The organism is Desulfosporosinus burensis (assembly GCF_054657535.1).
This window is the reverse complement of the sequence record NZ_BAAHYN010000009.1, coordinates 104626-118884: the sequence shown is the minus strand read 5'-3', so window position 1 is coordinate 118884 and position 14259 is coordinate 104626. Positions and strand designations below refer to the sequence as shown.

At 42.0% G+C, this 14259-nt stretch carries 11 protein-coding genes; 2 read left to right on the top strand and 9 right to left on the bottom strand.

Annotation, left to right across the window (positions count from 1 at the left end):
- Nucleotides 1–38: 38 nt before the first annotated feature.
- From ACYQ3Q_RS16885 to acs, 6 genes are all read right to left on the bottom strand, one after another.
- Complete coding sequence (locus ACYQ3Q_RS16885; protein WP_459929832.1) at nt 39–761, bottom strand: amino acid ABC transporter ATP-binding protein; 723 nt, start codon at nt 759–761, stop codon at nt 39–41.
- Nucleotides 762–766: 5 nt separating this feature from the next.
- Nucleotides 767–1420, bottom strand: coding sequence for an amino acid ABC transporter permease (locus ACYQ3Q_RS16880; protein WP_459929696.1), 654 nt, complete (start codon nt 1418–1420; stop codon nt 767–769).
- Nucleotides 1421–1602: 182 nt separating this feature from the next.
- Nucleotides 1603–2322, bottom strand: a complete 720-nt coding sequence (locus tag ACYQ3Q_RS16875) for a transporter substrate-binding domain-containing protein (protein WP_459929695.1) — start codon at nt 2320–2322, stop codon at nt 1603–1605.
- Nucleotides 2323–2547: 225 nt separating this feature from the next.
- Complete coding sequence (locus ACYQ3Q_RS16870) at nt 2548–3423, bottom strand: IS3 family transposase (RefSeq protein ID WP_459927236.1); 876 nt, start codon at nt 3421–3423, stop codon at nt 2548–2550.
- A 23-nt stretch (nt 3424–3446) separates the two neighbouring features.
- Nucleotides 3447–3734: a transposase gene (locus ACYQ3Q_RS16865; RefSeq protein WP_459927235.1), complete on the bottom strand. Its 288-nt coding sequence runs from the start codon at nt 3732–3734 to the stop codon at nt 3447–3449.
- Between the two features lie 574 nt (nt 3735–4308).
- Nucleotides 4309–6621 (bottom strand): acetate--CoA ligase, encoded by a 2313-nt coding sequence (acs, locus tag ACYQ3Q_RS16860; RefSeq protein ID WP_459929694.1) that lies wholly within the window; start codon nt 6619–6621, stop codon nt 4309–4311.
- 400 nt (nt 6622–7021) lie between these two features.
- On the opposite strand from acs, the gene ACYQ3Q_RS16855 reads away from it, so the two are divergent.
- Together ACYQ3Q_RS16855 and ACYQ3Q_RS16850 are read left to right on the top strand one after the other, a co-directional pair.
- The gene (locus ACYQ3Q_RS16855) at nt 7022–8848 is read left to right on the top strand and encodes a hypothetical protein (RefSeq protein ID WP_459929693.1); all 1827 of its coding nucleotides are present in this window, start codon (nt 7022–7024) and stop codon (nt 8846–8848) included.
- A gap of 112 nt (nt 8849–8960) precedes the next feature.
- Nucleotides 8961–10601 (top strand): N-acyl-D-amino-acid deacylase family protein, encoded by a 1641-nt coding sequence (locus ACYQ3Q_RS16850; RefSeq protein ID WP_459929692.1) that lies wholly within the window; start codon nt 8961–8963, stop codon nt 10599–10601.
- On the opposite strand, the gene ACYQ3Q_RS16845 is transcribed toward ACYQ3Q_RS16850, so the two are convergent.
- The 3 genes from ACYQ3Q_RS16845 to ACYQ3Q_RS16835 all read right to left on the bottom strand — a co-directional run bounded on the left by ACYQ3Q_RS16845 (nt 10573) and on the right by ACYQ3Q_RS16835 (nt 14218).
- Nucleotides 10573–11733 (bottom strand): benzoate/H(+) symporter BenE family transporter, encoded by a 1161-nt coding sequence (locus ACYQ3Q_RS16845; protein WP_459929691.1) that lies wholly within the window; start codon nt 11731–11733, stop codon nt 10573–10575. The genes ACYQ3Q_RS16850 and ACYQ3Q_RS16845 overlap by 29 nt on opposite strands.
- A 267-nt stretch (nt 11734–12000) precedes the next feature.
- Nucleotides 12001–13707, bottom strand: coding sequence for an aldehyde ferredoxin oxidoreductase family protein (locus tag ACYQ3Q_RS16840; RefSeq protein WP_459929690.1), 1707 nt, complete (start codon nt 13705–13707; stop codon nt 12001–12003).
- 208 nt (nt 13708–13915) lie between these two features.
- Nucleotides 13916–14218, bottom strand: coding sequence for a hypothetical protein (locus ACYQ3Q_RS16835; protein WP_459929689.1), 303 nt, complete (start codon nt 14216–14218; stop codon nt 13916–13918).
- Between the last annotated feature and the right edge of the window lie 41 nt (nt 14219–14259).

Below are 14259 nucleotides of genomic sequence, written 5' to 3'. Positions count from 1 at the left end.
TTAGGATAAAACAGAGGGACATGTGCAGTATTTTAAATTCAATACCGCATACGGCTGAGAAATACTTTTGTCCGCTCCTGCTGGGGATCCTCGAAAAACTTTTTTGGGCTACCCATTTCCACAATAACCCCTTGATCAATAAATACAATTCGATCAGCAACTTCTCGAGCAAAACCTAACTCATGTGTAACCACCATCATGGACATACCGTCATTCGCAAGTGTCTTCATCACGGCTAATACCTCTCCTACCAATTCCGGATCGAGGGCAGATGTCGGTTCATCAAAAAGCATTATTTTTGGATTCATCGCCAGCGCCCTGGCAATCGCTACACGTTGCTGCTGACCTCCGGATAATTGAGAGGGATAAGCGTCGCACTTGTCAACTAAGCCTACTCTTTCCAGTAATTGCATCGCAGTTTTTACTGCTTGTTGACGATTTATATTTTTTACCTGCATTGGTGCTTCAATCACGTTCTCCAATGTAGTTTTATGGGGAAATAGGTTAAAACGCTGAAAAACCATTCCAATGTTAGTCCGAAGTGCACACAGATCCGTCTTATCGTTAACCTCCATCCCTTCGAAACGAAGGGTACCGGCCTGGATATTCTCCAAACGGTTTATGCAACGTAAGACTGTACTTTTACCAGAACCACTGGGTCCTATGATTACAACCTTTTCCCCTTCATCGACAACCAAGTTTATTCCCCTTAAAACTTCAATTCTGCCAAATGATTTGTAGACATTTTCCATTTCAACCATGTGTGTCATTTCAGCGCCATCCTCCTTTCGAGTTGATTAGCTATCACCATTAAGACGGAATTTATCATCAAATAAATAACAGCCAGAGTAGTATAAACTTCGAAGCTGCGGAATGTTGTATAAATCAATTGCTCCCCGGTCCGTAGCAATTCTGTGATTGTTACTAACGACGCAATGGATGAATTCTTTAAGGTCATGATAAATTGGTTGACTAAAGGGGGAATACTAATCTTAATTGCCTGTGGAGCAATGATTCGGGTCATTGACTTACTGTAACTCATCCCTAACGACTGTGCCGCTTCCATCTGCCCCTTATCAACCGCTTGAATTCCAGCCCGTAAAATCTCCGAAACATAGGCTCCGGTATTTATGGCAAGTCCTAATATGCCTGCAGTCATACTTGAGAGCTTTATCCCTACTTGGGGCAGACCAAAGTATAAAATAAACAATTGCACCAGGAGAGGAGTACCCCTAATAATCCAAACATAAAGAAAGCCTATGACATTCAGCACACGGTTGGATGAAATTCTAAACAGGGCTCCAATCAGCCCTAATATCATACCGAACAATAACGCTAAGAGAGATACTTGTAGGGTTACAACGGCGCCATGTAATAAAATTGGCAATTTATTAAATATAACGGAATAATCTAAGTTCATTCTTATCTCCCTTTCTTACCATAGAACGTTTTAAAGGGATATTTTTACTTTACTACCCTTAGAAATGTATAAGTATTTTGCTATCCATCGTACAAAGGTGATAGATGGAAGGAGAGGTTCGGAGCAAACTTTCCAAACCTCCGAATATAAGACGATTTATTACTTTTAAAATTACTCATTAATTAACTCTTGGTTAACCATTTTTTATACAGGTTTGCTGATTCGCCATTTTGTGTCATTTCTTTTAAGACGGAGTTAATTAGATCCAATAATTCTTTATCACCCTTCTTAACGGCAATTCCCAAGGAAGATTTCGTGAACGGATCGCCGACAATTTTTACATTAGGGTGAGTTTTATTGTATTCAAGCTGGTTAAGTAAATCGTTGATAGCCACGTCCGTTCGGCCCGCTTCAAGATCCATTAAGTAATCTACAGTTTCCTTATAGCTTTTAATCGTTAAGTTTTGCCCTTTGTCCTTTAAATCTTGGGCAACTTTTTCACTGGTGGCCCCAGCTTTTACTCCGACCACTTTTCCATCTAGATCTTTTGTGCTCTTAATAGCCTCATCGTTTACACGTGTTACCAATACCATACCGGTATCCATATACGGGTCAGCAAAGTCAACGACCCCTTTACGTTCATCCGTGATATACATGGCAGCAATAACAAAATCTGCTTGGCCAATCTGTAATGTAGGAATTAAACTGGTAAACTGCATCTCTTTTATTTCTAGGGGCACACCGATTTTCTTGGCAATAGCCTCTGCTACATCGATGTCATAACCGACGATCTTGTCGCTTTTCTCATCATGATACTCAAAAGGACGATAATTACCTGTAGCCAATACAAGTTTTCCATTTTTCTTAATTTCGTCAATACGAGTATTAGCTGGAGTTGTCAAATTTGGTTTAGTCCCTAAACTCGTAATTTTAGTACCAATTTATGGTTATAATATAACTGGCTCTTATCTACAGGCAGGATAGTGAAATGCTGGAGAGCAACACGAGCGGCCGGTAGAGTTCTGCTAAGGATAGCCAGGGGATATATTTAATCACCCTGGTATCTTTATTTCTATCCTTAGGAGAACCAAAAAGCGATAAACTCAAGAGGCGAAGCCTCTTAACTGTTACACCGCTTGGGGTAAACGCTCTCGATAATACTGTGAACGCATTACTAGGGGCGGATAACCTCCGTTTGGAGTGTAAATTCGTTTCCGATTGTAATAGGTTTCTATAAATCTAAACACTATGCTTTTAATCTTTTCCATACTCATTGTTTCGGTTCTGAATTTATAGATGCTTTCTTTCTTTAATGTGGCAAAAAAGGACTCCATTCTGGCATTGTCATAACATTTACCAGTACTGCTCATACTCTGTTTCGCACCATGCTGGGCGAGTGCTTGACGGTAGATCCCGCTTGTGTATTGACTACCCCTGTCCGAATGAAAGACCATCCCATAGGCTTGATACCTCTTAACACCCGAGGTAAAGGCTTCGACACATAGCTCGGCTCTCATGTGATTTGCCATTTTAAATCCCACGATACTTCCATCGAAACAATCCAATACGGCGGCTAAATAAAGCTTTCCGTCAGCCGTTGGGATTTCTGTGACATCTCCAAGCCATTTTTGATTGGGTGATACTGCAGAAAAGTCTTGTTTGATGAGATTGGCACTGGCTTGAGCGGCTAGATCTGCTTTGGTTATTCCTCTACAGTGATGTTTCTTCTTGAGCATAAGATGGTTGATTTTACAGAGCTTAAGGATTACATAATAGCTACCGGTATAGCCTTGATAAAGTTTTAAATGGAGATAAATCCTGTATGCTCCATAGTCCGGGTTGTCCGCACGAATTTGAAGGATCTTAGCCAAAAGTTCTTCGTATTTGTAAGGCTTGGACTGCCTTTTTAACCACTTATAATATCCGGCTTCACTAACCAGTAATACTCTGCACATGGTTTTTATGCTGTGCTTGGTTTTCTCTTTAGTTTTGTGAAACCACATCCAATGAAAAAGCTCTCGTGCAGCTATTTCTTTTGGCTCTCTGCGAAAAAACCTAAGGCCCTTTTTAGAATATCATTGGCGGCTTCAAGGTCTTTAATCTTCTTTTCCATTGCTTTGGTTTCAGCTGTTTTTGGGTCAATACGTTTATGTCCGCTGCCAACAAAACTTACTTCTCCATACCGTTTTGATTGATTTTTCCATGAGTATAGCGTTGTTACTGGAATCCCCAGTTTCTCTGAGGCAGCCGTCGTCCCTAATTCGTAAGACAACTTGATGGCCTCTTGTTTGAAGTCTTTGTCGTATTCTCGCATCTGGATTTACCTTCTTTCGTTTTTCCTATTCTTACCAGAATTACGAGTTTTCTGACTTAACTAAAATGATACTACTCCAAGCTGTAGTTGTAGTTGTAGTTGTAGTTGTAGTTGTAGTTGTAGTTGTAGTTGTAGTTGGTGTAGTGGCTTGTCCGCACGCGGTTAACAGGAGCATAGTCACTAATAACATAGATACTAAGCCTAAAATATTTTTGTACTTCTTCATCTTGACATCCCCTTCAATATAATACTCTTCTGTAATGAAACTTTTTCTACTCCTTTCTAGTGCATAAATTAACTAATGAAAGCAAAAAGGCGCTCCTTAAAGATTGTTTCCAAATCTTTAAGGAGCGCCTTTGCTCCATATTAATTATTAATAAATTATCACTTTATAAACCAACTGACAAGGAATTTGTTAAAAGTATACAGTATAAATTGTAGAATTATAATTAATTTGGTAAAAAATTCTCAACTTTAACAAACTTTAATTTAACTAGCCTCTTCTTTCCTTTTCTCAATCGATTTCTTCTGGATATTTAAGACGTATCCTTTAAGTCGTTCTAATTTCGTCTCCCTAGCCCTCTGAACCACAAAAGCAGACTTGTCCTTCCTCTGATAAGTCATCCTTAATATTCCCCTCATTGATCACCGCATGGCTAAAATCTGGCATCCCACTTCCGAATATTGCTTCGACAGCACTACTGTTGTTTATCATAATATTTGTGATAGCCAAACCAACTTGGGCCGCTAAGTTTAGTCTTTCTATCCACTGGAAGCAATAAAAATGGGTAACTGGATGACGTGATCCATCCTTAGCAGGTGTAGAGAACCATACTGTATAACTGTACCCATCATAAGACTCATCCTTACAATGATTAAACGTGGCATTGTCAGGAATTAAAATCATATTCCTCCCTATTTTTATCGAAGCATTCCGCGCATCTAAGATTTTCTGGGCGTCAATATTCTTTTTCAGAAAATTAATAACCGCAACATCTGCAAGAGTGCTGGTATCCCCCATTGCCCGACCTTCTGCGATGTCCTTTAGAAGACGCCTCATAATCTTTCCGCTTCGAGTCTTAGGTAATTCAGCCGTCAAAAAAATGTCATCTGGTCGGGCGAGTGCACCGATTTTTAGGACAACATGCGCTTTAAGTTCATCAATTAGCCCATCGTGGATTACTATTCCTTCTTTTAAACTGACGAAGGCAAACACCGCTTGCCCCTTTACTTCGTGAATTCTACCCACGCAGGCTGCTTCAGCAACCGATGGATGATCAACCAAAGCACCTTCTACTTCCGCAGTCCCAATCCGATGTCCCGAGACATTGATGACATCATCCACGCGACCAATCACCCAGAAATAACCATCTTCATCCCATTTCGCTTCATCTCCGGTAAAATACACACCAGGAAACTGGCTCCAATACGTGTCCTCATAGCGTTTGTCATCACCATACACCGTTTTAAGCATCGCAGGCCAAGGCTCGCGAACTACTAAATACCCCCCCTCACCTTTCGGTACTGGATCGCCCACAGAATCCACTACTTCTAAACGGACACCTGGGAACGGGATCGTGCACGATCCTGGCTTTAGAGGGGTAATCCCTGGAACGGGTGTCATCATAATCATACCAGTTTCCGTTTGCCACCAGGTATCTACTATGGGGCAGCGCTCTCCCCCAATATATTTATAGTACCACATCCAAGCTTCTGGGTTAATCGGTTCTCCGACCGAACCCAAGAGTCGTAAACTCGATAGATCCCTGCCTAAAGGATAACTTTCCCCCCATTTCATAAACGTGCGAATTGCGGTTGGTGCAGTATATAAAATTGTTACCCTATATTTCTCGATGATTTCCCAATACCGATCCTTTTCCGGATAATCCGGCGCTCCTTCATACATAACAACCGTTGCACCATTAGATAATGGTCCATACACCAAATAACTATGTCCTGTTATCCAACCAACATCAGCAGTACACCAATAGACATCTTCTTCTTTGAGGTCAAATACCCATTCATGAGTTGTTGAAACTCCAACCATATAACCACCAACAGTATGAACAACTCCTTTGGGTTTTCCAGTTGTTCCGCTTGTGTAAAGAATGAAAAGCATATCATCCGCTTCCATTGGTTCGGCTGGGCAGACGAGTGAGACATTCTTAATGACCTCGTGATACCAGATATCTCGTTCTTCTTGCATATTAACAGGCTGACCCGTCCGTTGAACAACGATCACTTTTTCAACACATGTAACATTGCGAAGTGCTTGATCCACACTTTCTTTCAACGGAATGATATTTCCACGACGATAACTTCCATCGGATGTAACGACAACCTTTGCCTGAGCGTCTAGGACTCTGTCCCTCAAAGCTTCCGCACTGAATCCACCAAATACGACAGTATGCGGAGCTCCAAGCCTAGCACAAGCGAGCATAGCGATCACAGTCTCTGGGATCATGGGCATATAAATTGTCACGCGGTCTCCCTTTTCTACCCCTAAAGACTTGAGAACATTCGCAAACTGGGATACCTCACGATGAAGATCTTGATAGGTTAAGACTCTACGATCTCCAAGTTCTCCTTCAAATATTAGTGCCGCTTTATTCCGACGCGCCCCCTCTAAATGTCGATCTAAGCAATTATAAGCTGCATTTAATTTTCCGCCGACATACCACTTGGCAAAAGGATGATTCCATTCTAGAACTGTGTTCCATGGTTTAAACCAGTCCAACCGTTTTCCCTGTTCGTCCCAAAACTTCGTCCGTTCCTGTCCTAGTTCGTGAATATTAGGGTTTTGAATTACGGCTTTTGAGCTAAACCCTGTAGGAGGGAAAAACAACCGTTTTTCCTCCAGTAACCCTTCACGGTGTTTCTCTTTCATATATCACGCCTCCTATTTATTATTTGTTATATAATACACTATAATTAGCATAATGTTAAGAATTTTTTATTTGCAATTTTAAACATTCGGGTGTTAGATTTTCCACCCCTAAAAAAGAAGCAGTCCCCAAGCCTAAAATGATCCATAACAAAGACACCCAATGCAGGAGTGGGGAATGGAACAAGGGAACAGGTACACTGTTTCGAAGAAACAAAACAAAGAAACAGAGAAGAAACAACACTCTTGTCCCCCTGTTCCCCAAATTGACTGTACATATTTTGAAATTTCCTCTAATCTTCTTGTGTAACTTGTTTGACTTGGGTAGGAAAATAAAGCTTTCTGTCGAAAATAAATAAGCTTGTTATAAATGTGTATTTTTTAACACGAGGGAGAGACTTTTATGAATTACGTTCCAAACTTTAAGCCACATAATCCTAACAACAATGCTCTGCTCATAAACCGCTTTAAACCTTTAGGATTTTACCTTTTCCTCTTTGCTATACTTTCATTCCAAGTCGTATTGATCATACTCACTTTATTTGGTAATCAAGTAATCTCCCCCCATCTATCCTTGAAACTTGAAAACTTCGCGAACCTAGTTCATAACAACCAGTATGATAATGCCCGAACTGAGTTAAATGAGATCAATGCCCTAGTTCGTGGAAGTATAAACGATTCCACAGCAATTCAAATTAACGAAATTTTAGCCAATAAATTTGCCAGTATCACAGATCAAATCTTATTGGAGAAATCCGAATTTCAAACCTATGAATTTAATAACGGAATTACTTTATTCCAAAAAGAGTTGCTCCCTATCATTGATTCTCAGTTAAAGGAGGTTACAAAGGTTTATATTGATACTGGGGCAGATTACGATAAAATTACTTACTACCTGCAAAACATAGAGAAACTTGGCTTTGAAAATTCCGTCAAATCCTATCAAAATAAACTTGAATCTTATTATCAATCCCGTCAGAATTTCGCCACTGCTAATCAATACTTCGCCACTAACGATTACCTTAAGTCCATACCGTTGTACCAAAAAGTAATTCCAGAGGATGAAAAGGACTTTCAAGTTGCTCAGGAAAAAATCAAAGAAGGTTTAGCTATTGTATACCCAGAGTACCTAGCTATTGCCGCTGCTCTTGCCAGCGAGCAACAATACAAAGAAGCTTACGATGCCCTTCAGACGATCTCCGAGTACTATCCGAACGATACTGAGCTATTGACCAAGCTAACGGATTACAAAAAAGCCCAAGCGATGGTTCTCTATCAAGGACCAATAGAACACATATTTTTTCACCCCTTACTAGCTTATCCTGAGCTGGCTTTTGATAATGACCACCAATCTAAAGGCTTTAATGACTGGTTTATAACTGTCAAGGAATTTAAAAAAATTCTTGATTCTTTATACAAAAATAACTATATCCTGATTGATATTCATGCAATTTTCAACAACTCGGAAGATGGGAAGCCTCTGACTGTTAGAAAAGATTTATTACTACCAGCCGGTAAGAAGCCTTTGATTATTTCAATTGACGACCTAAATTACTACGAATATATGATTCCGAATGGCACAGTCCATAAGTTAATCCTTGATGAACAGGGGAATATTTCCACCTTTTCTATGTCTCCACAGGGAGTACCTACTACTTCTCGAGATAATGAAATCATCCCAATCCTCGATCAATTTGTACAGAAACACGAAGACTTTTCCTTAAATGGAGCCAAAGGTATCCTTGCGCTCACTGGGTATGAAGGGATTTTAGGGTACCGAACCCATCAGTTAGACTCCCCCAACTTTGAGTTTGAAAAAAATCATGCCCTCACCATCATAAAACGCTTAAAGGAAACAGGTTGGTCCTTTGCTTCCCATGGGTACGGTCACCATGATGCCAGAAAAGTCCCTCTCACTGTATTGACAAGAGATACCCAGCGCTGGCTAACGGAAGTGGCCCCTTTGACAGGCCTTACCGATGTATATATTTATCCCTTTGGAAGTTCCGTCCTACCCGGTGACCCTAAGTTCCAATATCTACTCGATAAAGGTTTCAAAGTTTTATGCGCTGTCGGTCCAAACCCATATTCAAAAAGCGGAAACGATTACCTCATGATGGATAGAAGACATATTGACGGTATGGCTTTACAATCTCAGGCCGCTTTACTTAAAGGATTTTTTGAAAGTTCGGAAATTATTGATGAGGATAGACCTCAATTGATTCCCTAAGCGCCCCGAAACAGAGGGACAGGTGTTTTTCGGAAGTTGAACAATCAAAGTTATTTTGGTAGAGTAGATGATTAATTAGACGTTAATATTTAGTTGAAAGGTTCTGTTATTAATGTTAGATATTGCAATAATTGGTGGCTTAGTGTTGGATGGAACGGGTAATACGCCCAATCATAATGACATTGGGATCAAGGATGGCATGATTGTAGAGGTGGCTAAGGCTCTGTCAACTGATGCGAGCATCGTCATCGATGCCACCCACCAAATGGTTGCTCCGGGGTTCATCGATGTGCATAGTCATTGTGACTTAGTACCGTTTATGTCTGGTCCAATCCGTGAAAGTAGAATAAGACAAGGGGTTACAACTGAACTGATTGGGCAATGTGGTCTCGGATCAGCTCCCCATACGGAAACGATGCAAGATTGGCGCAATTATCTAGCCCCAATCTTAGGAAATCTGCCTCAAACATGGAATTGGCCCAATTTTTCATCCTTCTTATGTGATTTAAATAAAGTAAAAAAGCCCAACAACATAGCTCCTTTAATCGGGCATGGAGCTATTAGAGCCCAAGTTTTAGGTTTAAAAAATGTCACACCTTCAGCAAAAGATCTGGAGAGGATGAGCATGATCGTGGAAGAAGCCATGTCACAGGGAGCTTTAGGCATTTCCTATGGTTTGGCTTATTTACCAGGAATGTTTGCCTCTAAACAAGAACTTGTCGCACTAAGTTCGGTAGTGGCAGCTCATAATGGCATTATGATGATCCATATTCGTAGCCACTCTCGCCAAGTCCGTGAAGGAATGACCGAGGCCCTAGCTGTAGCCAAAGAATCCGGGATTAAGTTGCAGATATCCCATATGCGCTCCTATGCTAATCCAAAGTTCGGTATTACTGGTCAGGCATTGATAGAAATGGTGGAACAAGCTAGGATGGATGGCGTCGATGTCACCTTCGATCAACACCCTTATCGGGCCGGCAGTACACTCTTGTCTCAAATTCTACCCCCTTGGGCCAAGGAAGGTGGTAGTCCTGAAATCATTCGCAGACTAAAGGACCCGCAACAGCGGGCTAGGTTAAAGGCAGAATTGAATGATAACGGGCCAGATTATCCGGGTTGGGATAACTTTGTTGGGATGGTGGGATGGTCAAATATAATGATTAGTTCGACCTTTAACCAGCGAAACAAATGGGCTGAAGGTCAAACAGCGACTCAGGTAGTCCGAAAAACAGGCTTAGAACCAACCAAACTCGTTCATGAAATAATTGATCAGATCGCTGAACTTTTGATTAGCGAGGATTGTCGGTGTTCCATGGTACTGCACAATCTTTTTTCCGAGGAAGATATTGTTGCTTTGCTGAAACACCCGTTGTGTCAAATAGGTTCGGATGGAATTCCTACGGGCAAACCACATCCCCGTTTATATGGCACATACCCTAAGTTCTTGGGAGAATATGTCCGAGATAAAAAGCTCATGACTTGGGCAGAAGGTATCAAGAGAATCACGGGAGACCCGGCCACTAGGTTAAACTTACCTACTAAAGGATTCATTAGAGAAGGCTATAGTGCCGATCTAGTCGTATTTGAACCCGAAACTATTAATGCTCCGGAGGATTACAATAAGCCCTCCGAGTTCCCTACAGGACTTAATTTCACCATAGTCAATGGTCAGGTTGCTCTGTCAAATGGAAAAATTCTATCTAATGAAGCCGGAAAGCTGATTCTTAAGTTTGCTCAACATAACGTGCAATGAAAGTACCAACGACTAAGGCCCATACCGGAGCACCTATATTAAAAATCGTGATACTCGATACGGCGATGACAAAGGTAAAGGCCGCACTCATTTTCATCGTCGGCTTCGAGAAGCCAACAGACAAGCTATTTCCGAACACTCCCAACAGGGCAAAGCCAACCAGTATTGAAATAAACGCCTTCGGTAAAGCCTGAAACAAAGGAACCAGCTTCCAGGCAAATAAGCCGAACACAAGAATGATGCATCCAGAAATAACCGCTCCCATATATCGTTTCTCTTTCGGCCCTGCCTCTTGATCTGAACAAATAGCTGACATCATTCCTGCCACGTTGGCAGACTGCCCTCCGAAAAAACTCGTAATGATCGTAAAAATACCACTTAAGGCTATGATTCGATTCACGGGGGGCCGATAACCATTTTGCTCCAAAGCGCCTATTCCGACGGCAGCATCATTACTTAAAATAAGTAGGGCGAGAGGAATCGAAACGGAAATAAAGCTCATGAGATTAAATTCTGGAAGTTGAAGAATCGGAATTACAAAGGACGTTATTAATCCACTGCTTTTCAAGGGCTGTGTTAAAAGTAAGAGAATTAAACCCATCACTATAGCCGCCACCATTGGGGGAATCCGTGTTCGAAATTTGGTAAACATAAAATATGCAAGGAGGGAGATTCCACCGATCAGCGGGAGTTGGTGTATCGCCCCCACATAGTTAACCATATACTTCGTGATCATTCCTGCTAACATTACTGCAATGATTTGTTTGGGTACATATTCAAGTAGCTTTGAAAAAACACCCAGATAGCCAATCAACAGCATCAATAGGCCTGCAAAAAGGTAGGAACCGATGAGCTGGTGATAGGTAAATTGAGCCGTAACTGTTGTTAGAAAGGCAATACCCGTAATTGAGTGGGCCCCCACAATCGGCATACGATAGTACAGTGGCACTAGAATGCTAAAAATCCCACCGAACACATAGACTGCGAACATCCAGAGAATCGTCTGTGTCGTAGTAAAGTTACCATTTGAAGCAGCCTCTATTACCATGGCAGGTGGACCCGTTATCGCCAAGAGGCCTGAGGCAATTCCTGCCGCTATATTTCCATAATTTAAATCCTTTAATCTACTCATGCTCTTAATCTCCCAATTGTTTAATATCGTACAGCCTCCATTATACTCTTTTCTTAGACAAATAGTTGCACTAAAAATAGCTTGAAAAGGTATAAAAGCTAACCAGTCGGTTAGCTTTTCCAATGGGAAACCTGCTTAAAAATAAAATTCAAATTATCCATATGGAATTTAGTAATCCCCTCCCGAACCCTTTACTCGACCCTTCGCGAACGTTGAGTCATGCCAATACTCAAAGCCAAAGCTTACGGCTAGCTTTCAAATTTTTCTCTAGATGGACATTTGATGGATATTATCTAGTTCTTCCTCAGAAACGTCAAAAACAGCATTCTCAGCCGCAGAATTCGGGATCTCTGTAAAGTGTTCCGGCAAACGATCATTCACATTGGTAAACCCTGCCGCTTGATTAAAGGCTCGTTCCCACTGGATAGTATTCATCCCAAGCGCTTGCAGGTCCTCAAACACATAGTCCATTCCTAGCTGGGCACTAACCAATCGACAGAGGATTTCCGGATGAGCTCCTAGTACTCCCATGGAAAATACACATAACCCCAGGGCATCATATACTGGTACCGCATACTGCGCCTTCTGAGAGAAAGCTGCCTGTCCCTCAGGAGCGTTATGTTTTAAACTCGCCCGAATGGTATTTCCGGCAGTGTGATCCGCACCCATTGGAGATGTCGCATAGGTTACCCCAATCCCTTTAATGGCTCGTGGCTCATAAGCGGCCATGGCCTGTCCTTTCACCACAGGGACTTCAAGCACCCCTAGAATCTTGCCAGCAAGCTTTGCCCCATTACCAATAACTCTTCCTGTTAAGGTTGCCTTGCCGACTTCTTCTACTAGACTGATAGCCCCCTCATGGTCTCCAAAGCTAAGCAGTCCGCCAGCCATTGCCACTCCGAGCGCAGCTCCTGTTTCTATCGTATCCAATCCATAGTCGTTGCACAAATAATTGAGACGAGCGATGACATCGAGATCCTCGATCTCCAGATTCGACCCCATTAGGGCAATCGTTTCATATTCTAAGGGGGCAACCACGTCTTTTCCCTGCTCATCAACATAAACATTCGAACACTTGATCAAACAGCCCGGCATACAGGCATGCGATGGCTTTCCCTTGCGAGTGAGGATCGTTTCACGTAGGGTTTCCCCACTAATCTTGTCCACTCCTGAGAATTGACCCGTGGAAAAGTTACGTGTCGGCAGCCCTCCAAGAGCATTGGTCACATTTACCAACGCAGCCGTCCCAAAGTCAGCATAGGTTTGTATTAAAGGAGATGTTTTAAGAAGCTGAGCATATTCCTGAATTACCCTTTTGAACGCCTCGGGTCGTTTAGGTTCATGATAACCAGCCCCTGTATCATCAAGCACCAAGGCCTTAAGCCCTTTTGATCCCATGACCGCGCCGAGTCCCCCACGGCCGCTGTACCGACTTGGAACTCCATCAGCGTCTGTATTAGCAATGCCGGCTGCCAGCAGGCGATTTTCGCCGGCAGGCCCAATACAAGAAACGGCAAACTTCTCGCCAAAGTCTTGTCTCAAACGGGCCGTAGTCTCATACACCCCACAGCCCCAATAGCTATTATCTGGAAGCAGTTCTGCGCCTGATACCGTGATTTTAAGGATATATTTCTGAGCACCTTTAGGAAGATCCTCAATGATCACCGCTTGATAGCCGAGTCGAGCTAGCTTTATGCCAACGACCCCGCCCCCATTGCTTTCTTTGATTCCACCTGTTAACGGACTTTTACCTCCAATAGAAATTCGCCCAGAGCTAAAAACGTTACTCCCACCGAGAAGTCCAGGGGTAAAAATTAACCGATTATGCCGCCCTAAAGGTTCACAGGTTGACTTCACTTCTGCCAGCATGTATTTGGCAATAAACGCTCTACCGCCGAGCAGGTGATACTCTTCTTTGGGCTCTTCAGTCACGAGGCTCAAGGTTGACATATTCACCCGTAATATTTTGCTCATTGACATTCCATCTCCCTTTGTCCTTTATAGCCTAAGTTTATGAATAGTCAGTAATCTCACTTCTTTGTAGGATTGCTGTGCATCATATATCAACCATTATAAATTAATTAGCCAATTACAACAAAGGTTATAATTTTAACGAAAACATGTCTAGAATAAAGACACGGGTGTAGAGAGAACGATCTTCTACACCCGTGTTACAAGTCTTTTACATCAGTAAGTCAGTCCGTGCCATACTAATGAAGGATCCATTTGTCGTTCCGCGTAAGGTCCTGCTTCCTTCGCGTAAGGAGGAGTTCCGACTAGTATGAAATGATATCCCCGAGCAAGGTGGTAATCGATTAAAGTCATAGTAAAAACCTTCAACGACCAAAGGATTTAAATGGTAAATTTGCTGGAGATGAGTGTGTTTGTTTGGAGAAAAAGCGATGCAACTAGACTGTCTTTTTGCTAGGGAATGTATAACCTTCTCACACTTTTGATGTTCCTGCCATGATTTCGATTCATCCATGACAAGGCCTCCCTTCTATAAAAGAAACTTCAGCTGGTGCC